At 63.6% G+C, this 19,886-nt stretch carries 16 protein-coding genes and 2 pseudogenes; 14 read left to right on the forward strand and 4 right to left on the reverse strand.

All coding sequences use genetic code 11. The features are described from left to right. Window positions 1–5 precede the first annotated feature (5 nt). From LIX93_RS01640 to LIX93_RS01690, 11 genes are all read left to right on the forward strand, one after another. Entirely contained in the window at window positions 6–461 is a 456-nt protein-coding gene (locus LIX93_RS01640; RefSeq protein WP_226502273.1) for a hypothetical protein, read from the forward strand. Next, on the forward strand, window positions 458–1,237 hold the full coding sequence (gene sctJ, locus LIX93_RS01645; protein ID WP_226502274.1) for a type III secretion inner membrane ring lipoprotein SctJ: 780 nt from the start codon (window positions 458–460) through the stop codon (window positions 1,235–1,237). Before LIX93_RS01640 ends, sctJ begins: the two co-directional genes overlap by 4 nt. Next, window positions 1,234–2,061 (forward strand): hypothetical protein, encoded by an 828-nt coding sequence (locus LIX93_RS01650; RefSeq protein ID WP_226502275.1) that lies wholly within the window; start codon window positions 1,234–1,236, stop codon window positions 2,059–2,061. The genes sctJ and LIX93_RS01650 overlap by 4 nt, the downstream gene beginning before the upstream one ends. Next, window positions 2,048–2,665 (forward strand): FliH/SctL family protein, encoded by a 618-nt coding sequence (locus LIX93_RS01655; protein WP_226502276.1) that lies wholly within the window; start codon window positions 2,048–2,050, stop codon window positions 2,663–2,665. Before LIX93_RS01650 ends, LIX93_RS01655 begins: the two co-directional genes overlap by 14 nt. Continuing rightward, window positions 2,662–3,993, forward strand: coding sequence for a FliI/YscN family ATPase (locus tag LIX93_RS01660; protein WP_226502277.1), 1,332 nt, complete (start codon window positions 2,662–2,664; stop codon window positions 3,991–3,993). The genes LIX93_RS01655 and LIX93_RS01660 overlap by 4 nt, the downstream gene beginning before the upstream one ends. 36 nt (window positions 3,994–4,029) lie before the next feature. Then, window positions 4,030–4,497: a hypothetical protein gene (locus tag LIX93_RS01665; RefSeq protein ID WP_226502278.1), complete on the forward strand. Its 468-nt coding sequence runs from the start codon at window positions 4,030–4,032 to the stop codon at window positions 4,495–4,497. A gap of 128 nt (window positions 4,498–4,625) precedes the next feature. Then, window positions 4,626–5,774, forward strand: coding sequence for a type III secretion system cytoplasmic ring protein SctQ (sctQ, locus tag LIX93_RS01670; RefSeq protein WP_226502279.1), 1,149 nt, complete (start codon window positions 4,626–4,628; stop codon window positions 5,772–5,774). Beyond that, complete coding sequence (gene sctR / locus LIX93_RS01675; protein WP_226502280.1) at window positions 5,771–6,424, forward strand: type III secretion system export apparatus subunit SctR; 654 nt, start codon at window positions 5,771–5,773, stop codon at window positions 6,422–6,424. The genes sctQ and sctR overlap by 4 nt, the downstream gene beginning before the upstream one ends. 4 nt (window positions 6,425–6,428) lie before the next feature. Further along, on the forward strand, window positions 6,429–6,698 hold the full coding sequence (locus LIX93_RS01680) for a flagellar biosynthetic protein FliQ (RefSeq protein WP_226502281.1): 270 nt from the start codon (window positions 6,429–6,431) through the stop codon (window positions 6,696–6,698). A 6-nt stretch (window positions 6,699–6,704) separates the two neighbouring features. Further along, window positions 6,705–7,520, forward strand: a complete 816-nt coding sequence (gene sctT, locus LIX93_RS01685) for a type III secretion system export apparatus subunit SctT (RefSeq protein ID WP_226502282.1) — start codon at window positions 6,705–6,707, stop codon at window positions 7,518–7,520. A 12-nt stretch (window positions 7,521–7,532) separates the two neighbouring features. Beyond that, complete coding sequence (locus LIX93_RS01690) at window positions 7,533–8,579, forward strand: EscU/YscU/HrcU family type III secretion system export apparatus switch protein (protein ID WP_226502283.1); 1,047 nt, start codon at window positions 7,533–7,535, stop codon at window positions 8,577–8,579. Here LIX93_RS01690 and LIX93_RS01695 read toward each other — a convergent pair. After that, window positions 8,576–11,482, reverse strand: coding sequence for a winged helix-turn-helix domain-containing protein (locus tag LIX93_RS01695; protein WP_226502284.1), 2,907 nt, complete (start codon window positions 11,480–11,482; stop codon window positions 8,576–8,578). The genes LIX93_RS01690 and LIX93_RS01695 overlap by 4 nt on opposite strands. A gap of 366 nt (window positions 11,483–11,848) precedes the next feature. Further along, window positions 11,849–13,192 carry an MFS transporter gene (locus tag LIX93_RS01700; protein ID WP_226502285.1) on the reverse strand — a complete coding sequence of 448 codons (1,344 nt, stop codon included), beginning with the start codon at window positions 13,190–13,192 and terminating at the stop codon, window positions 11,849–11,851. Between the two features lie 482 nt (window positions 13,193–13,674). On the opposite strand from LIX93_RS01700, the gene LIX93_RS01705 reads away from it, so the two are divergent. Next, window positions 13,675–15,636, forward strand: a complete 1,962-nt coding sequence (locus tag LIX93_RS01705; protein WP_226502286.1) for a ligand-gated channel protein — start codon at window positions 13,675–13,677, stop codon at window positions 15,634–15,636. Between the two features lie 224 nt (window positions 15,637–15,860). On the opposite strand, the pseudogene LIX93_RS01710 reads toward LIX93_RS01705, so the two are convergent. Continuing rightward, window positions 15,861–17,018, reverse strand: a pseudogene (locus LIX93_RS01710) (aminotransferase class I/II-fold pyridoxal phosphate-dependent enzyme); the annotation flags it as partial. Window positions 17,019–17,225: 207 nt separating this feature from the next. After that, window positions 17,226–18,659: pseudogene (locus tag LIX93_RS01715) on the reverse strand (sigma 54-interacting transcriptional regulator); the annotation flags it as partial. A 213-nt stretch (window positions 18,660–18,872) separates the two neighbouring features. On the opposite strand from LIX93_RS01715, the gene cynS reads away from it, so the two are divergent. After that, window positions 18,873–19,340 carry a cyanase gene (gene cynS, locus LIX93_RS01720; RefSeq protein ID WP_226502288.1) on the forward strand — a complete coding sequence of 156 codons (468 nt, stop codon included), beginning with the start codon at window positions 18,873–18,875 and terminating at the stop codon, window positions 19,338–19,340. Window positions 19,341–19,352: 12 nt separating this feature from the next. Then, a complete protein-coding gene (locus LIX93_RS01725; protein ID WP_226502289.1) occupies window positions 19,353–19,826 on the forward strand; it encodes a nuclear transport factor 2 family protein in 474 nt (157 codons plus the stop codon). Window positions 19,827–19,886 lie beyond the last annotated feature (60 nt).

Below are 19,886 nucleotides of genomic sequence, written 5' to 3' on the forward strand. Positions count from 1 at the left end.
CTACCATGACAGTCAGCCTTGCTGCTGCACCCGCGGCCGCTGCCGTGCCACCGGCGGCGTCGACCGGAGCCCCTGGGGCCTCGCAGAATCTCTTCGAGCACATGGCCGAAACCGCCAAGGGTGCGCCGCAAGGGGCGAGTCCGACGCAGCTGGGCGACAGCCTGATGGAGCGCCTCAATGGCTTTATCGATCGCCAGCGCACCTTTTCGCAGCAGGCCGATTCGCTGACGCGCAGCAGTGCGCCCAGCGCCAGTCCGGCAACCACTGCGGGTGCTGCAAGCCCGCCCGCGCCGGTCACCGTCGCTCAGGGCCAACCCACAGCGCGGGTCGGCGATGGCCAGATCGACCAGATCGTTCATTCGCTGGGGCGCATGTTCGACTACTCCATCGAAACTCAGATGGTGGTACGCGGCGCCACGCAGATTTCCGGCTCCGCCAACACCTTGATCAAGGGGCAATGACCATGACCCGCCGCGCCTTGCGCCTGACCCTGATGGTGGTCTTGACCAGCCTGCTGCAGGCCTGCGACATCGACCTCTACACTAACCTCGGCGAGCGCGATGCCAACGCCATGCTCGCGGTGTTGCTGCGCGATGGCATCCCGGCGCAACGCAAGATTCAGGACAACGGTCAGCTCAAGCTGGTGGTCGACGAAAAGCGCTTCGCCCAGGCCATGGCGGTGCTCGATGACGCCGGTCTGCCGGCGCAGAGTTTTTCCAACATGGGCGAAGTGTTCAAGGGCAATGGCCTGGTTTCCTCGCCTGTGCAGGAGCGCGCGCAGATGGTCTTTGCCTTGAGCGAGGAACTGTCCCATAGCGTGTCCGAGGTCGACGGAATTCTGTCCGCCCGGGTGCACGTGGTGCTGCCGGACAACGACTTGCTCAAGCGAGTGATCTCGCCATCCTCCGCCTCGGTGCTGGTGCGTTACGACCCGCAGACCGACATCAATGTGCTGGTGCCGCAGATCAAGACACTGATCGCCAACGGTATTTCCGGGCTCGATTACGACCGCGTGTCGGTTACCGCAATCAAGGCACGGATGCCCGCCAGCAGCGGCACGCAGCCGGTCATGGCGAGTTTCATGGGCCTGTGGATGCTCGAGCAGGACGTCAGCCGGGCGCGCTGGTTGTTCGGTGTACTGCTGGTGTTGGCGTTGGGTCTGGGCGGCTTTGTCGGTTGGCAGGCGTGGTCGCGGCGCCGCGCGCAGACGCTGTATGCACTGGAGCAGACCCCATGAACCACCTGCTGGCCTGGCGGGCCTTGACCGCACAGCCGCTGCGCTTCGTCGATCACCAGTCACTGCGCGGCTGTTTCGCCCAGGTGCTGTCGGATCGGGCCATTGGCGAGATGACCGAGTCGGCGCGTTTTAGCGCTCGGTTGCTGAAGCTGCTGATGGCGCACTTCCAGCTTGCGCCCTTGGCAAGCCTGACGCCCGTCAGTGAAGACGATCTGCCGGTATTGCTGTTGTCACCATCGGCCTTCAGCCGTTTGCCGCGCTTGTGTGGGGCGGTCTGGCATGCCGCCGCGCTGAGCCGTGAGGTACGCGGGGCGGTGGTCAGCGAGTGGCGTGAGCAACTGGGCCCCGAGGTATTCAATCTGGCGCTGCAACACCGTGAATGGGCTGGCGCGGCGAATCTGCTGCACAGCCCGTCGGCGTTGCTGGTGGCCATCGATCGCGACGGCCAGGCCTGCGTGGCCGATTGGTTTGCCGCGCAGCCTGCGCCGTTGCAGGCGTGGTTGCAGTTGCGCCTGCCACAGGCGGCGCTGGACTCGCAAACTTCGCGGGCAGAGCCTGCTCCCACAGTGTTGCCCAACGCTGTGGGAGACTCTGTGGCTGTGGGCAAGCAGCGTCGGCCTCTTCGCGGGCAAGCCTCGCTCCCACAGCACGAGCAGCATCTGCGCCATACACCCGTGGGCGCAAGGCTTGCCTGCGAAGGGGCCGGCAAGGCGCGCAACGAAGCCCCGGACCCTCAACGTATCGAGCTGGTCCGCCGCCTGGCCGTCGTACTCCAGGCGACCCTCGATCAACCCTCCATGGAGCCTGCCGATGTCCCTGCCTGATGACCTCGCCAACAGCCTGCCGCCGCAGCCCGGCGTCCGTATCCTGCGAGCCGCCCAGACGGCGCAGTGGATCGATGGCTACGCCTTCGTACAGGCCGCCGAGCAGCACGCGCGACGTCTGCGCGACGACAGCGAAGCGACCCTGCGCGAGGCGCGCAGCGAGGCCTTCGAGCAGGCCCGTCGGGAGGGGGACGAGCAGGTCGCCGCCTTGCTTGCACGCACCGCCACCCGCGCGGATGCCTGGCTGTTGTCCCTGCAGCCGGCGATCGCGCAACTGGCCGTGGCCATCGCCCGGGAGATCATTGGCGAGCTGCCGAGCGACGAGCGTGTCGCGCGTTGCACCCGCCAGGCCTTGTCAGCGTTTCGCCACGACCAAACCTTGACCTTGCAGGTGCCCCGCGCCGAGGTCGACGCGTTGCGCCGCCGCCTGGACCAGGATGGGCTCGATCATATTGGTGTGGCCGCCGACGACCAGCTGGCGCCAGGCGACGCATGCCTGTGCAGCCCGGTCGGTCGCGTTGAATTGGGTCTGGAGGCGCAGTTGCAGCATATTCGCGCCAGCTTGCTTGGGCATGACGAGCAGGGCGGGGAAGTACGCCCATGACGACCTTGATACAGCCGCAAGATGGCGCCGATCCGCTGATCCAGTGTCTTCACGAGCGTCTTGGCCATGCCCGCCCACGGCCGCTGAAAAGTACGGTGCGCAGCGTCCGCGGGGTCCTGCTGCGAGCCAATCTGGCCGGTGTGCGTATCGGTGAACTGTGCCAGTTGCATGACCCGGACAACCCGCAGCGCCTGAGCGCAGAGGTCATCGGCTTCGACGAGGACGAGGCCATTCTCTCGCCCATCGGCTCGCTGCAAGGGCTGTCCAGCCGCACCTGGATCACCGCCACCGGCAAGGCCCTGGCGGTGCAGGCCGGGGACGCGCAACTGGGCCGGGTGATCGATGCCATGGGCGGCTATCTGGACGGCGAGCCGGCTCTGGGCTTGCTGCACGCGTGCCCACTGTATGCCGAACCGCCGGCGCCCTTCACTCGCCAGCTGATCGAGCGTCTGCTGCAGTTGGGCGTGCGCGCCATCGATGGCTTGCTCACCGTCGCTCAGGGGCAGCGGGTCGGGATTTTCGGCGAACCCGGGGTGGGCAAGTCGTCGCTGCTGGCCAGCATCATTCGCCACAGTGATGCCGATGTGATCGTCATCGGCTTGATCGGCGAGCGTGGTCGCGAGGTGCGCGAACTGCTCGATGTGCAGCTCGACTCCCAGGCCCGAGCACGCACCGTGGCGGTGGTAGCGACCTCGGATCGACCCGCAGCCGAGCGTGTACGTGCCGCTTATGTGGCCACCGCCCTGGCCGAGTATCACCGCGACCAGGGGCGCAACGTGCTGCTGTTGCTCGACAGCCTGACGCGGTTTGCCCGTGCCCAGCGCGAGATCGGCCTGGCGGCAGGAGAGCCGCCGACGCGGCGAGGCTATCCGCCGTCGTTGTTCTCGGCCTTGCCGCGCCTGCTCGAACGTGCCGGGCCGGGACCTTCGGGCACCATCACAGCGCTGTATACCGTGCTGACCGATGGTGACGTGGCCAGCGACCCGGTGGCCGAGGAGGCCCGCTCGATTCTCGACGGCCACATCGTCCTCAGCGGCGAGCTGGCGCAGCGCAACCATTTCCCCGCCATCGATGTGTTGCGCAGCCGCAGCCGCTTGATGGAGCAGGTGGCCAGTGCCGAACAGCGGCAATTGGCGGCGCGCATGCGCGAGCTCATTGCCCGGCGGCGGGATATCGAGATGTTGATTCAGGTTGGCGAGTACGTTGCCGGCAGTGACGCGTTGGCCGACGAGGCGATCGCCCGTCACGACGCCATTCAAGCTTTTTTGCGTCAGGCGCCAGATGATCACGCCGACGCGCTGGAGCAAATGCGCAAGGTGTTCGCTTGATGTCCGTTGCCAGGAGCTATTGATGGAGACGCCGCCATGAACGCCAACCAATTGCGGGAATTACGTGCGTTGCGGGTGCTGCGTGAGCAGCGTGCGACCCGAGAGCTGGCGGCCCAGCAGCAGCTGTGTCGCGAAGCCGAGAGCGAGCGTGATGCCGCTCGCCAGCGCCTGTTCGAGCATCGCCAGGCATTGGCCGGCGAAGCCGAGGCGTTGTATGGAAAGTTCTCCGAAGGCCTGTCGGTAAAGGCCTGGCAAAACGCCCAGGAGCATTTGCACAGCCTCGAACAGGACCGCCACGCCCTGCAGGCCGACCTCGGTGATATCGAACAGGGCCTGCAGCTCCAGCAGCAACAGCGTGACGCCTTGAGCCAGCAGCGCCTGCGTCGCCAACAGCAGGCCGACCAGTGCCAGGACCTGCTGGACCGGCATCTGCAAGACCAGCGCCGCGCCGTCGAGCTACGCGATGACGAATTGCCCCACGCTGCACTGGGAGCACCGCGATGAATCAGGAATTGCCAGAGCGATCACGACAGGCAAGGGCCGCTGCCCCAGGCAGTGGGATACCGACAGAGTCTGCCGATGTTCGCCCATTGCATGTGCCAGAGTGGCCGTCAGGGCCTGCCGAGATCACATTGCACAATCGCCTGCACCTGCGTCGCCAGCCGTGGCAAGGCGAGGTGATGGGGCAGTCACTCAGGGTCCAGTGGGGCAAAGACGAGACCGCGCTCGACGGTGATCATCTGCTATTGCTGTGCGCGTTGGGCGAGGCTCGGTTCGGCTTGAGCCTGCCCAGGTCAGTGGCTCGGCAATTGGGGGATATGCCAGAGATTTTCACGAGCAGTGAAGGCCTCTTCGCGGGCAAGCCTTGCTCCCACAGTGCACGGCCTGACAGCGGTGTAGAGTCGGGGGATATGCCGGAGATTTTCGCGGGCAGTGAAGGTGTCTTCGCGGGCAAGCCTTGCTCCCACAGTGCACGGTCTGCCAGCGGCGTAGATGCGTGGGAGCAAGGCTTGCCCGCGAAGGGGCCGCAGCATTCACCGCAGCGCCCCAGCCCCGTCGACCTCGCCACCAGCCTGCTGATCGAGTACACCTGGCTGCCACTGCTCGAATCCTTGGAAACGTTGCTTGAGCAGCCGCTACGCATCCTCCCCAGCGCGTCTTTCGAGGCGCACTTGCGGTTAGATCTGACCCTGCGACTGGGCGACCACGCTGCGCAATCCGCTTGCCTGGTCATGGACGCAAGCAGCGCCGCTTTGATTGTCGACGTCCTCGACCGCTGCTGCCCCAGGGCTCCTCTGGCCTTCGATACGCTGCCCGTCGCCGCACAGCTGAACGCCGGTGACGCGCCGTTGACCGTCGCCGAGTGGCAGAGCCTGCAGCCGGGCGATGTGGTCATGCTCGACCAACCTGCCGATGCCGACCCCAGCCTGGTGATCGGCGAGCGGTTGCACGCGTCGGTGCAAGTCGACGGCGGCCGTTTACGGTTACGCCAGCCGCTGAAAACAGTCCCTTTTCCAGTGAACAGGAACCACCCCATGAGTACCCTCCAAGCAACGGACGGCACCCTCGACAGCCTGCCCCTGACGCTCACCTGCCAACTGGGCAGCCATGAATTGACCCTCGCGCAATTGCGGGAGATGGGCCCCGGCAGTGTCCTGCCGCTGACCACCGACAGCGAACGGGTCGAGTTGATAATCAATGGCCGCCGCGTCGGTCATGGCGAGCTGGTGCGCATCGGCAGTGGCCTGGGCGTACGCCTGCTGAGCCTGGCCACTCCATGAACGGCTATCAGCCCAATCTGATCGAAATCATTCTGGTGGTGGCGACCATCGGCCTGATTCCGCTGGCCGTGGTCACCCTCACCGGGTTCATGAAAATCTCCGTGGTGCTGTTCCTCATCCGTAACGCCTTGGGCGTGCAACAGACGCCGCCCAACCTGGTGCTGTATGGCATCGCGTTGATCCTGTCGGTGTACGTGACCACGCCGCTGATTGGCGAGATGTATCACCAGGTGCAGGGTCGGCAGCTGGACATGCAGAACGTCGAACAGCTCAAAGAGTTAGGCGATGCCTTGCGTCCGCCTTTACAGGCGCATCTATCGCGCTTTGCCAACGAAAGCGAGCGCGGCTTTTTCGTGCAGGCCACCGAGACCCTCTGGTCGCCTGAAGCCCGCGCCGATTTGCGTGACGACGATCTGGTGGTGCTGGTGCCGGCGTTCGTCAGTTCGGAGCTGACCCGCGCCTTCGAGATCGGCTTTCTGCTGTACATCCCGTTTCTGGTGGTGGACCTGCTGGTGGCCAATGTGTTGATGGCCATGGGCATGTCGATGGTCTCGCCGACACTGATTTCCATACCATTGAAAATATTCCTGTTCGTGGCAATCAGCGGCTGGTCGCGATTGATGCACGGGCTCATTCTTAGCTACGGGTGACACCATGGGGCAGGACGTTTTTCTTTCGTTGATGAAACAGGCGCTGATGACCGTGCTGCTGTTGTCGGCACCGGCGTTGGCGGTGGCCATTATCGTCGGCTTGAGTGTCGGCCTGTTGCAGGCGCTAACGCAGATCCAGGACCAGACCCTGCCGCAGGTGGTCAAGCTGGTGGCGGTCTTGCTGGTGATCGTCTTCGTCGGACCGCTGTTGGCCGGGCAGGTCGCCGCGCTGGGCAGCCAGGTGCTCGACAATTTTGCGCTGTGGACGCGCTGAGCCCCGATGGATATCGGCTTGCCCAGTGCTTTCGTCGAGTTGGCCTACCCGACCATCAGCTCCGCGTCGCTGGCGGCCAGCCGCGCCATGGGCCTGGTAATGGTCACCCCGGCGTTCAATCGTCTGGGGCTCACCGGGATGATCCGCACCTGTGTGGCGTTGGCGGTGTCGGTGCCGATGCTGCTGCCGGTGTTCCAGGCCTTCACCGCCATGCCCGAGCACAACGGGTTTTTCATCGCCGGGCTGATGGTCAAGGAGTTTCTCATTGGCGTGTTGATCGGGTTGCTGTTCGGCATTCCGTTTTGGGCGGCGGAAATGGCCGGCGAACTGGTAGACCTGCAACGGGGATCGACCATGCAGCAACTTCTCGACCCGAGTGGCTCGGGGGAGTCGAGTGTGATGGCGACCTTGTTGACGGTGATGCTGATCACCCTGTTTTTCATGTCCGGGGGGTTCATCATGATGGTCGGCGGCTACTACCACAGCTATCAGTTGTGGCCGGTGACCGCCTTCACCCCGTTGTTCGCCAGCTCGGCGTTGATGGCGATTCTGTCGATTCTCGACCAGGTGATGCGCATTGGCGTGTTGATGGTCTCGCCGCTGTTGATCGCCATGCTGATTACGGACCTGATGCTCGCGTACCTGTCGCGCATGGCGCCCAACTTCCACATCTTCGATTTGTCGTTGCCGGTCAAGAACCTGTTTTTCTCGGTGCTGATGGTGATTTACATCGGCTTTTTGATCCCGGTGATGCTCGACCAGCTGGCGGCCTTTCGCGGTACCGTCGAGGTGCTCAAGACGCTGTCGGGCGTGGGCGGATGAAGAGGTGCGGCGATGGCTGATACCAGCGAAGAGAAATCCCAGCCGGCCACCGACAAGAAGCTGCGCGAGGCCCGCACCAAGGGCCAGGTCGCCAAGAGTCAGGACTTGGTCTCGGCCATGGTCATCCTCTTGTGCACGTTGTGCATCGCCCTGCTGGTGACCCGCGCCCAGGCCCAGGTGACTGCGCTGGTCGATCTGGTCGCGCAGCTGTATATCGAGCCGTTCGCGGGTGTCTGGCCGCGGGTCATCGACCTGGCCGAGCAGATTCTGCTCGACCTGACGCTGCCAGTGGTGGCGGTCACGGTAGGGGCGGTGATCCTCACCAATCTGATCACCATGAAGGGCGTGGTGTTCGCCGTCGAACCGATCAAGCCGGACTTCAAACGGATCAATCCGGGCGAAGGCTTCAAGCGCCTGTTCGCGATGCGCAACTTCGTCGAGTGCATCAAGGGGCTGGTCAAGGTCAGCCTGTTGGGCCTGGCGTTTTACGTGGTCGGGCGTCAGGCGTTGCAGGCACTGATGGAGGCCTCGCGGTGTGGCGCGGGCTGCATCGAATCGACCTTTTACGCGGTGCTCAAGCCGCTTGTGTTTACCGTGCTGGCGGCGTTTCTGTTGCTCGGCGCGGTGGACGTGATGATGCAGCGCTGGTTGTTCGGCCGGGACATGAAGATGACCCGCAGCGAACAGAAACGCGAACGCAAGGACACTGACGGCGACCCGTTGATCAAGCGCGAGCGGCGCCGTCAGCGCCAGGAAATGCAGGCCTTCGCGACCCAGCTGGGCCTGGGGCGTGCCTCATTGATGATCGGTGACGGCAGCGGTTGGCTGGTGGGGCTGCGCTATGTACGCGGCGAAACCCCGGTGCCGGTGGTGGTGTTCCGGGTCGAGCCGACCCAGGCCCAGGCCAGCTTGCTGGAGGCTACCGGGCTGGGGATCGCCATCGCTGCTGACCAGGCGCTGGCAGCGGATATCGCTCGGCGTGCGGTGGCCGGTGATCCGATCCCGGACCACTGTTTTCAGGCGGTGGCCGACTTGCTGGTGGCGGCGCGCTTGATCTAGCCTGCCAGGTTGCCCTGAAGGCGGCGCAGCGGCAGCGGTTCGTCGATGCGCTGCGTGTCGGCGGCAATGCGCGTGGTCCAGAAACTCAGGCCATGGCGTTGTGCGCATTCGTCGGCCTGGGCGAGCAAGCCTTGCAAGCGCTCGGTACTGGCCGCCGGGCCTTGGCGGCGCAGCAGTTGCGCCTGCACGCGCAGCAATTCCGGCACGTACCATAACTCCTCGCGGCTGCGGACCAGCGTGAGGGTTTCTTCGAGCATTTCCAGCCCCAGCTCCTCCAGCCCCAGCAGCGCCAGGCCTTGCGCGTACTCGCAGCGCAACAGGCTGTAGAGCGGCGAATGGCCCTGGTCGCGCAGCTGGTTAAGGGCTTCGCCAAGCTGCGGCACGCCAATCTGTGGTGCGCCGTCGCGAATCGCCAGAATGCTGTCGAAACAGCGCGCCAGTTGCCGCCACAAGTGCAGCTCGCGGCCTTGTGAACTGTCCTTGAGCAGGGTCATCAATTGCCGGGTCTTGTGCAGGCTGCCCACCATCAGGGTGATAGGGATGGCGCTCAGGCACAGGGTGTACCACAGGCTGGCGGGGTGGCAGAGGTTGATGGCGTCCTGGACGTTGGCGTCGACAGTCAGCAGCGCTTGGCCGATATTGCCTTCCAGCAGTTGCACCTGGGCCAGCAGCGAGCGCGTGGCGATGCGCTGGTCGAAATGCATCTCCACCAGGTGCGAGCGGGCGCAAAGCGGTGAGCTCAGCGCTTGCGCCACGGCCTGACGAGCACCGGCAAGGTCGGCCATGTAGAACAACGGTACGGCGCGCATCCGCATCCCGAGCATCTGCCGATCGTCTTGCAACGGATTGCGCGCATGGGTCAAGAACTGCTCGGCCAGGGTCAGCGCCAGGCGATGCTGGTTGGTGCAGATACGGTCGTTCCACAGGCCCCAGATCGCGCGCAGGGCGCTGTCGGTGTCACCCAATGCGTCGGCGTCGATACGCACCTGGGCCCAGGCTTCGCGCATCTGGCTGCTGGCCCCATAGGTGAGCATCAGCAAGCTGGCGCTGACGGTCAGCAGGCGCATGCGTTGGCGTGCCGTGACCGGGGGCGCCAGTGGTGCATTGCTCAGGCCTTGTTTGACCCACTCGTGGCATTCGCCGATCAGCGACAAACGCAACAACAGCGGCGCACTCAACAAAGTCAGCTCGACCGCCAATGGCCGATCGCCGACGTCGGCATAGGCCCACTGCAGTGCGCCGCGCAGGGTGTCGATCTCCACGGCATATTGGTTGAGCCAGTGCTCGGGGCGCAGGCGGTCCAACTGTTGGTTGGCACGGTGCATGAGCTTCAGCGCCCACAGGGCGTGGCGATGGAATACCTGGCGGCCGGTGCCTGCCTCATCGAGTTTTTGCACGGCATAGAGGCGAGTCGTTTCGAGCAACCGATAGCGTTTGCCATGGGGGTGTTCGGCCAGGCTCAGCAGCGATTTGTCGATCAGATTTTCGAGCAGTGGCAGGGCATCGCGCACATCGTCCAGGCCGAGATCGATGACGGCCTTGACCGCCTCCAGGCTGAAGGAACCCTTGAACACTGCCAGTTGTTGCAACAGTGCCTGCTCATCACTGCCGAGCATGGCGTAGGTCCAGTCCAGCGCAGCACTCAACGAGCGCTGACGCGCCAGTGCGGTGCGCCGGCCAGTCATCTGCAAGCGAAAGCTGCCGTCCAGCAATCCGACCAGATCTCGCAGGCCGAACGCCCGCACTCGCGCCGCCGCCAGTTCGATGGCCAGCGGGTTGCCATCGAGCTTGCGGCAGATACAGGCGACATCGTCGAGGTCGCCAGCGCTGAAGACGACATCGGCATCGAAGCCGCGCACCCGTTGCATGAACAGCTGTAGTGCCGGGTATTGCTCGACGTCCTCGACACGCAGTCGCTGGTGCTCGGCAGGGACCGGCAAGGGCGCGAGTTCATGCACGTACTCGCAGGCAGCGCGCAGCGGCTCACGGCTGGTGACCAGCACATGGATGCGCGGGTTATGCAGCAGCAGCGTTTCTACCGCCATTGCGGTGGTCTCAAGTACATGCTCGGCGTTGTCGAGCACCAGCAGCAGGTGGCTGTCGCCCAGGGTGTCGGCCAGCTCCTGCAAGGGCGTCGCGGTTTCGGTCGCGATGCCCAGCGCGCAGGCGATCATGCCCTGCACCGGTTGCGGGGCGTCGATAGGGGCCAGGTCGATAAAGCGTACGCCATCGGCAAAGTATGGCTGCAAGCGGTCGGCGAGGGCCAGGGCGACAGTGGTCTTGCCCATGCCTGCGGCGCCCGTGAGCGTCAGCAGTCGATGCACCTGGACCTGCGTGCTCAGGGCCTCGAGCAACGCTTCACGGCCGACGGCGGTGACCGCGCTGGGCATGCCTTGGGCGGTGCTGTTTGTGATCGTCAGGGGCGCCAAAGGCTGCGGCATGTTCGTGATGGCGCTGGGCGACAGTGTCGGGGTGGCGGGCGTCGCAGCCATTGGCGCATCGACTGCAGCCGCCGGCGGCGCGCTGGGCGTTGCACGCAGAGGCGCGCTGAAGCGGTAACCGCGCCCTGGCACGGTGCTGATACAGCTGAAGTTGCCCTCGGCGCCAAGCACTCGCCGAAGGCTGACAATCTGCGCGCGCAAATTGCACTCCTCGACTACCGCCCGTGGCCAGGCCAGCGCCAGCAATTCGTGCTTTTCGAACAGATCGCCCGGGCGGCTGGCGAGGGCGACCAGCAGGGCCATGGCGCGGCTGCCGAGGTTCACCGGCTGACCGTCGCGCAACAACAGATGCTGGCGCGAGTACAGCGCAAAGGGGCCGAAACACAACGGGGCTTCGGCCAGGTCCGTGGCCGGCGCGACGAGGTCGACGGAAGTTGCAGAGGTCGGCGTACGGGCATTCATGGTGAAAAGCCTTCTGTCCTGGCGCCGGGCGTTCACTATCGAACAGGCGCTCTTTTTGGTCCTGCGGTCGGGTGACCGTGCTTGCGGTTTGCGCAGTGCACCATCGATGGGCAAGCGTTGCGCAGTGGTGCTGGAAATCCCTAGCGGATAAAAGGGTCAAGTGAAAAGTTGTTTAAATTTATAGCAGGTTATGTGCCATTTGTTACAAATTAGCAGGGGGAGTTGAGCATTGCGCTCTGCGGGCTGCAAATCTGTGTGGCCTGTCGCAAATGCAGCGAGGGGGCTTGCCCCCAATGAACTTTCAGACGTGGTGGTGTCTGCAAAATCCATCGGGCGCAAGCCCCCTCGCTTCACACGAGTGTTACCTCAGTCGCGGGTAGCATGTGCCCAGCGCAGGTCCTGACGCGGGGCTTTTATCTTGATCCGCGACTTGGCCTTGGTCAGCACCGGCTCATGCACCGGTTCCGGGTCGCGCAGGAAGGTCATCATCACCGCGCTCAATGCATAGAGCCCGGTAAACGCCCAGACCACACCGCCCAGGCCGAAGCTTTCGTTGAAGATCGCCACCACCGCGGGCCCGACCCAGGTCGAAGCGCCTGCGCCCAGGCTCAACACCGACAGCGCCGCAGCTTTGTTCTGCGGCGCCAGCGCCGGTGCCAGAGCCGACAACGGCACAAAGCACGCCAGCGTCAGGCCATAGAACGCGCCGAACACCGCGGCCAGCATGAAGTTGTGCGGGAACGCCTGAGGCATGAAGAAGAACAGCGGCGTACTGATGGTGCTGCCGACTGCGCCCAGCCACAGGATGGTGTTGCGATAACCGATGCGCGTGCTGATCACGCTGGACGTCAGGTTGCCGATGATGTTGAACACGAAGACGATGGTCAGCAGGCGCAGCCATTGCTCCAGGGTAAAGCCGACGGTGTCCATGAAGAACCCCGGCATCACGATGAGGAAGCCGAACATCGACGAGGTATTGATGATCCGCACCAGGCCCACCAGGCTGACCTTGGGGTTGGTCCACATGATCGTGATGTTCTTGGTCATCGAGCGCAGCGGTTTCTCGCCCTCGGGGGCGAGGCGCTGCATGCCGTGGGCTTCACGCATGCCGATCAATCCGACCAGCCCACCGAACACCACCAGCGCGAACGATAGCCAGAACGTCTGCAGGGCGCCGATCAGTGGAATGGCGAAACTCGCCACCAGCGAACCCAGGGTCGGCAGGCCAGCGGCATAGGCCACCCAGAACCAACCTACCGCCAGACCCATCTTGCGCGACGGCGTAGCGGCTGCGATCCACACCAGAAAGCCGTAGGCGAACAGCGGGTAGCCGAAGCCGCGCAGGCCATAGGTGAGCAGGATCATCGGGTAGCTGACTTTCTCCAGTCCGTAGATCAGGAACAACGTTTCGAACACGCTCCAGATCAGCAGGCCAAGCATCATCACGCGCTTGGGGCCCCAGAGGCTGGAAAGGGCACCGGCCAGCCAGGAGGAGATTGCCACGGTCACGCCGTACAGGGTGAAGACCACCGCGATGCGGTCGTCGGCCATGCCGTGATCACTGAGATAGGGGGAGAGGTAACCGAGTTCGACACCGTCGCCGATCATGAAGATCAGCAAGCCGACGAAACCCCAGAACATGGGGTAGGGAATGCCCAGCATCTTGCAGAAGCGGGAAAGGGGGGTGTTCGGAGTGGATTGATCGCTCAATGTCACGTTCCTTTTTGTTGCACGGCGTTGGCGTACGCCGAATGAATGGCCTCTATGAGGTTGTTGGGCAGACTCGATGACACGGCGATCCACAGGGTGTGCGGTCGGGGCGCGCGAGCAAAATGACAACCGTTGCAGGATCGCCGAGGGTCGACGTCCGATGCCCTGTGAATCTATGTTTTTTATAGATGTTCGAGCAGGTTGCCTTTTTGTTATCGCACCTGAACCGGTTCAGCGCAACCGCTGCAAAGGCTCTGGGGTGCGACATTGCGCCCGGTTGTCGGCGCTCGAGGCCAAGGGGGATGGGGGCTGGGGATGTTTCAAGAAATTTCAAAAAAAGTGGCAATTGGCCCTTGGATTTACAAGGGGGAAACCATTCCCAGGAAAAACGTAAGTATCGTAAATCGGCTTTTAGTGCGGATGATTCTCACTACCATGGGTGGCTTCGCGCCGTTCGCGGTGCCTGGCCTTCAGGATTTGCCATGTCTCGTCTCCTCGCTCCATCGACCCTTGCCCTTGGCTGCTGCTCGCTTTACAGCGTGGCCGTCAGTGCCGAAATTACCCCTATGGAACTGCCCAACCAGGTAGTCACCGCTTCGGGCTTCAGCCAGCAACTCAAGGACGCCCCGGCGTCGATCACGGTGATCAGCCAGGAGCAGCTCGCCAACAAGTCTTACCGTGACGTGACCGACGCCTTGCGCGACGTACCCGGAGTAGAGGTCACCGGCGGCGGCAGTACCAGTGATATCAGGATTCGCGGCATGTCGTCGCAGTACACGCTGATCCTGGTGGACGGCAAGCGGCAGGACTCACGGGCTACGCGCCCTAACAGCGACAACTCCGGCATCGAGCAGGGTTGGTTGCCGCCGCTGGCCGCCATCGAGCGGATCGAGGTGGTACGCGGGCCGATGTCGTCGCTGTATGGCTCCGATGCCATGGGTGGGGTGATCAACGTGATCACCCGCAAGGTTTCGCAACAATGGTATGGCAATGTCCGCAGCGAGCTGACCCTGCAGGAGCACTCCGCCTCGGGCAATGCCAACAACACCGATGTATTCGCCGCCGGGCCGCTCATCGACGGGTTGCTGGGGCTGCAATTCTACGGGCAACGCAATCGGCGTGACGAGGATCGCTTCATCCGCGGTTTCAAGGAGCAGTCCACTGACAGCGGGACCGCCAAGCTGGCGCTGACCCCGGACGCGTTCAACACGTTCATGCTGGAAGGCGGGCATACGTTGCAGCAGCGCGACAGCCACCGCGGGCGCGCGGGCACCAAGGACGATCACAACAACTACGCGCGCACCCATGTCGCCCTCAGCCATTCCGGGCGCTGGAGCGCGTTGCACAGCGACAGCTACATCCAGGCCGATCGCAGCACCAACCCCGGCCGTGAGATGGACCTGCGGACCACGCTGGTCAACTCGCAGATGTCGTATTTCGGCGATCGTCATGTCACCACCGTCGGGGGGCAGTATCTGTACGAAGACCTGACCGACCTGGGCAATCAATTGGAGGCGGGCGCTGGCCTGAGCACGCTGACACGCTGGTCCTGGGCGCTGTTCGCCGAGGATGAATGGCGCCTCACCGAGGACTTTGCACTCACTGCCGGATTGCGCCTGGATCAGGATGAGAACTATGGCGGGCACTGGTCGCCGCGGCTGTACGGGGTCTATCACCTGGACAGCCAGTGGACGGTCAAAGGCGGGGTGTCCACCGGCTATCGTTCGCCCGATATCCGCGCGGCCGTCGACAATTGGGGGCAGATCACGGGTGGCGGTGGCGACCCGGCGATCATCGTCGGCAATTCGAAGCTCAAACCTGAAACCACCATCAGCCAGGAGCTGGCAGTGATCTGGGACGGCCAGCAAGGCGTCAGCGGCGGGCTGACGCTGTTTCGCACCGACTTCAAGGACCGGATCACCTCGCAGCGGCGCTGCGTAGACAGCACCGGCAACGCCTCGGGCCAGTGCATGATCGGCGCCACCGCGTACAAGTTCATCAGTGACCGCATCAACATTGATGAGGCGCAGTTGCAAGGCATCGAGGCGACCCTGGATTGGCAATTGTCCGAGCGCCTGTCGCTGGCCAGCAACTACACCTTCACGGGCTCCGAGCAGAAGACGGGTGCGCTCAAAGGCAAGCCGTTGAACGACACGCCACGGCATATGTACAACACCACGCTGAACTGGCAAACCACCGACCGGCTGGCCTCCTGGACACGGTTGAACTACCGCTCCAGCAGCCTGGAGTATTTGCGCAATGGGGATTCTGAATACACGCCGGCCTACACCTTTGTCGACCTGGGCGCGGCTTACAAAGTGACCCCTGACCTCAAGCTGCTGGCCGGGGTGTACAACGTGTTCGACAAGCGGATCGGCTACGACGAGTACCATAAAGTGCTGGATGGTCGACGTTACAGCGTGGGGGTGGATTGGGCGATCTGACAGGGCGCCGGTCCCTGCTGTTTCTACCGGGTCGCTGAGAGTCTGCGTCGATGTTCAAGCATCGACGCAGCCTGTCTTTCGGCGAACTTTGTCCCTTGACCCAGCGCGGCGCGAGGCGTGACGGTTTCAGGGAATTGCTGCGCCCAGCGTATCAGGGCCGTCGCGTGGGCGCTTTCGCCTCTGCTGCGACTTGACCGCAAAGGGCAATGCCCTCAAAGCCCCTCCACAAACCCGCGAATGCGTCGACACGCCTCGGCCAGCTTGTCATCCCCCAAGGTAAACGACAGCCGTACAAAACCCGCTGCCGGTGCGCCGAAGGCTTCGGCATCCAGCACCGCCACGCCGGTTTCGTGGAATAGCCGCCAGGCGAAGTCCAACGAGCTGAGGCCAGTGCGGCGTACGTCCACCAGCACGAACATGCCGGCATCGGGTTTGAGCACGTTCAGGTGGGGGCAATCACCGAGGCTTGCGATCACCAGGTCGCGACGACGGCGGTAGACGGCGCGCATCTGTGTGGTGACTTCATCGTGACAGTCAAGCGCTGCCAGGGCCGCAGTCTGCAGAAAACCCGGCAACCCATAGGTCATGCACAGCATCAGGGTTTCGATATGGCCGATCAGCCCTGGCTCGGCGATCACCCAGCCGACCCGCCACCCGGTCATGGCGTGGGACTTGGAGAGGCTGGCGACGACCACGCAGCGCTCGGCCATACCGGGCAGGGCAGCGATGCTGAGGTGCGGCACGCCATAGGTGAGGCTTTCGTAGACCTGATCTTCGATGACCCATAGATCGTGGGCGATGGCCAGTTCCGCCAAGGCATGCACCTCGCTCGCATCGAGCACCACGCCGGTGGGGTTGTTCGGGTTGGCGATAAAGATCGCCCGTGTGCGTGGGGTGATGGCGGCAGTGACCGCGTGCGGATCGAGCCGAAAGCCGTTGGCTGCCGGGCAGGGCACCCGCACCAGTGTCGCCCCGGACGCCTGGATGGTGGCTTCGTAAGTCACGTACATCGGCTCCAGAACGATGACTTCATCGCCAGGCTGCAACAGGCACATCGAGGTGGCGAACAAGGCGTTTTGGGCGCCGACTGCGGTGCAGACGTTCTCGGCCGCCAGCGGCCGTTGCCACAGCCGGGCGTAGCGGGTGGCCAGCGCTTGGCGCAACGCCGGACGTCCGGGAATTTCGGCGTAGTGGGTATCTCCGGCATGCAGTGCCTGAACCGCAGCCTCGGTGATGGCGGCTGGCGTGGCGAAGTCCGGATCGCCGATGCTCAGCACGATCACATCGCGCCCTTCGCGCTCGGCCACCACTGCGGCGTGGTGAATGTCCCAGGCGGCGACGCCTTTGCCGGCGATGCGGTCGGTGAACGGGGAATAGCGCATGAGTGATCCATCTCTGCAAGGTCAAAAAACCGGAGGCGCCCGGTCAAGTGCGCTAACCATAGGAGAGGCGCCGCCGTTGTTCAATAGCTGCCAGCCTTGTTGCGATCATCTTGCGGGCGCCTGAACCGATATCGTTCGGGCGCATGAAGCGATGGGCGGATCGGCGAACACCGTGTGAGGCAACTCGTGACCGCGGCGGCTCTTGGTCTAGCCCTTGCTCTTGAACGCCGCCGGCTGCAACCCGAACGCATCCAGCCTCGAGCGCAAGGTGGTCGGTCGCAGGTTCAGCAGCTCGGCAGCGCCCCCGGCACCCGCGATCTTGCCTTGACAGGCCTGCAACGCCGCGATGAGGTTGTCGCGCTCCAGGTCGCGCTGTTCGGTCTGTGTGAGGATGCGCATGCCGGCGCGACTGGGCAGCGGCTGATGGGCTACCGCTGGCGCATTGGGCATTTCCAGATGCAGGCGCGCGCCGGTGGAAATGATCGCGGCGCGCTCCAGCAGGTTCTCCAGCTCACGGACGTTGCCCGGCCACGGATAGCGCTGCAGCTGTTGGATATCGGCCAGGCTGAGGACCGGTTCGCGGCGCTTGAGGCGGCGGCAGGCGAGGGTGAGAAAGTGCTTGGCCAGGCCGGGGATATCCTCGGGCCGGCGGCGCAGGGGTACGGACTCGATCGGGAAGACGTTGAGACGAAAGTACAGGTCCTCGCGAAAGCGTCCCTGGCTGACTTCGCTTTGCAGGTCGCGGTTGGTGGCAGCAATGACCCGCACGTCGACCTGCCGGGTGACGCTGTCGCCGACGCGTTCCAGCTGCTGTTCCTGCAGCACGCGCAGCAGCTTGCCTTGCAGGTCCAGAGGGATTTCGCCCACTTCATCGAGAAACAGGGTGCCGCCATGGGCCAACTCGAAGCGCCCGACACGCTCGTTGATGGCGCCGGTGAAGGCGCCTTTGACGTGGCCGAAAAATTCGCTCTCGAACAGCTCGCGCGGGATGGCCGCGCAGTTGACGCGGATCAGCGGGCGGTCCCGGCGCAGGCTCTGTTGGTGAATGGCGCGGGCCAGCAGCTCCTTGCCGGTGCCCGACTCGCCGCAGATCAGTACGTTGGCGTCGGTCGGCGCCACCAGGCGAATCTGTTGGTGAATGCGTTGCAAGGGGGCACTGCTGCCGATCAGGTCATGGCCACCCTGGTCCACGGCGATCTGCTCCTGCAAATAGGCGTTTTCCTGCTCGAGTTGCTGTTTGAGCTGCTGCACTTCGCTGAGCGCCTGACGCAATTGCCGCTCGGTTTCGAGCCGCGAGCTGATGTCGCGGAACACCACCACCGCGCCTACCAGTTCGTCGCCATCGCGCATCGGCGTGCTGGTGTATTCCACCGGGATCGGCTGGCCGTCGCGGTTCCAGAAGACTTCGTGGGTGACGTGGTGCACTTCGCCGTCGTTGAAGGCGGCATAGATCGGGCAATCGGTGCCGCAATAGGGTCTGCCATCCGCGTGGTGATGGTGCATGAGGTCGTGGGTGTTGCGCTCGACCATGTCGGCGGCGCTCCAGCCGAGGATGCGCTCGGCCGCGGGGTTGACGAAGGTGGCGTGACCGCGACGGTCGATGCCATAGATGCCTTCACCGGCGGCGCCGAGGATCAGTTGCGGAGTCAGGGCTTTCATGGTGATCCTCGAACGGCGGGGGAGCCGGATATGACGATATATCGTCGATATTAGTACGAAGTGTCGTTAATGACGAAATATCGTTTATCTAAAAATTTAAAATTACTATGTTTATCAATGGATTAAATGATAAATGAAGTTGGTACGTGCTGTGCTATGGGTTTAGGTAACCCATCTCGATGAAGGAGTGACACCATGCACGCCGATGCAAGCCAAACCCAGCGTCAACCCCTGACCGAACGTATCCTCGCTGCCAAGCTGGATAAAAACCTCACTTGGGAAGCCCTCGCTCAAGGCACCGAATTGAGCCTGGTCTATGTCACTGCGGCCTTGCTCGGGCAGCATCCCCTGCCAGCCGCCTGCGCAGAAATCGTTGGCGAGCGCCTGGGCCTCGACAACGACGACATCGCTCGCCTGCAAGCCATCCCGTTGCGCGGCAGCATCCCTGAGCGCATCCCCACCGACCCGACGATCTATCGGTTCTATGAAATGGTGCAGGTCTATGGCACCACGCTCAAGGCCCTGGTCCACGAGCAGTTCGGCGACGGTATCGTCAGCGCCATCAACTTCAAGCTCGACCTGAAAAAGGTCGACGATCCCGAGGGCGGCAGCCGCGCGGTGATCACCCTCGATGGCAAATTCCTGCCCTACAAACCCTTCTGAGCGAGACCGAATATGAGCGATACACAACGCCCGCCGCTGCCGCCCTTTACCCGCGAGACAGCGATCCAGAAAGTACGGCTGGCCGAGGATGGCTGGAACTCCCGAGATGCCGCCAAGGTGGCGCAGGCCTATACGCCGGATACCGAGTGGCGTAACCGCGCCGAGTTCGTTCATGGTCGCGAGCAGGCGCAAGCCTTCCTGGCACGCAAGTGGGCCAAGGAACTGGACTATCGGTTGATCAAGGAGCTGTGGGCCTTCGAGGGCAATCGGATTGCCGTGCGCTATGCCTACGAGTGGCATGACGACTCGGGTAACTGGTTTCGCTCCTACGGTAACGAAAACTGGGAATTCGATACCGATGGCCTGATGCAGCGGCGGTTCGCCTGCATCAACGATCTGCCGATCAAGGAGGGTGAGCGCAAGTACCACTGGCCGTTGGGGCGACGCCCGGATGATCATCCGGGGTTGAGCGACTTGGGGCTGTAACGTCCGGTCCAGCGGTGGGCCATGAGATTTTCTTCATGACCACCCGCGCCAATCGCTCTG

Origin of the sequence: Pseudomonas sp. MWU16-30317 (assembly GCF_020515695.1) — a bacterium.
Classification (GTDB): domain Bacteria; phylum Pseudomonadota; class Gammaproteobacteria; order Pseudomonadales; family Pseudomonadaceae; genus Aquipseudomonas.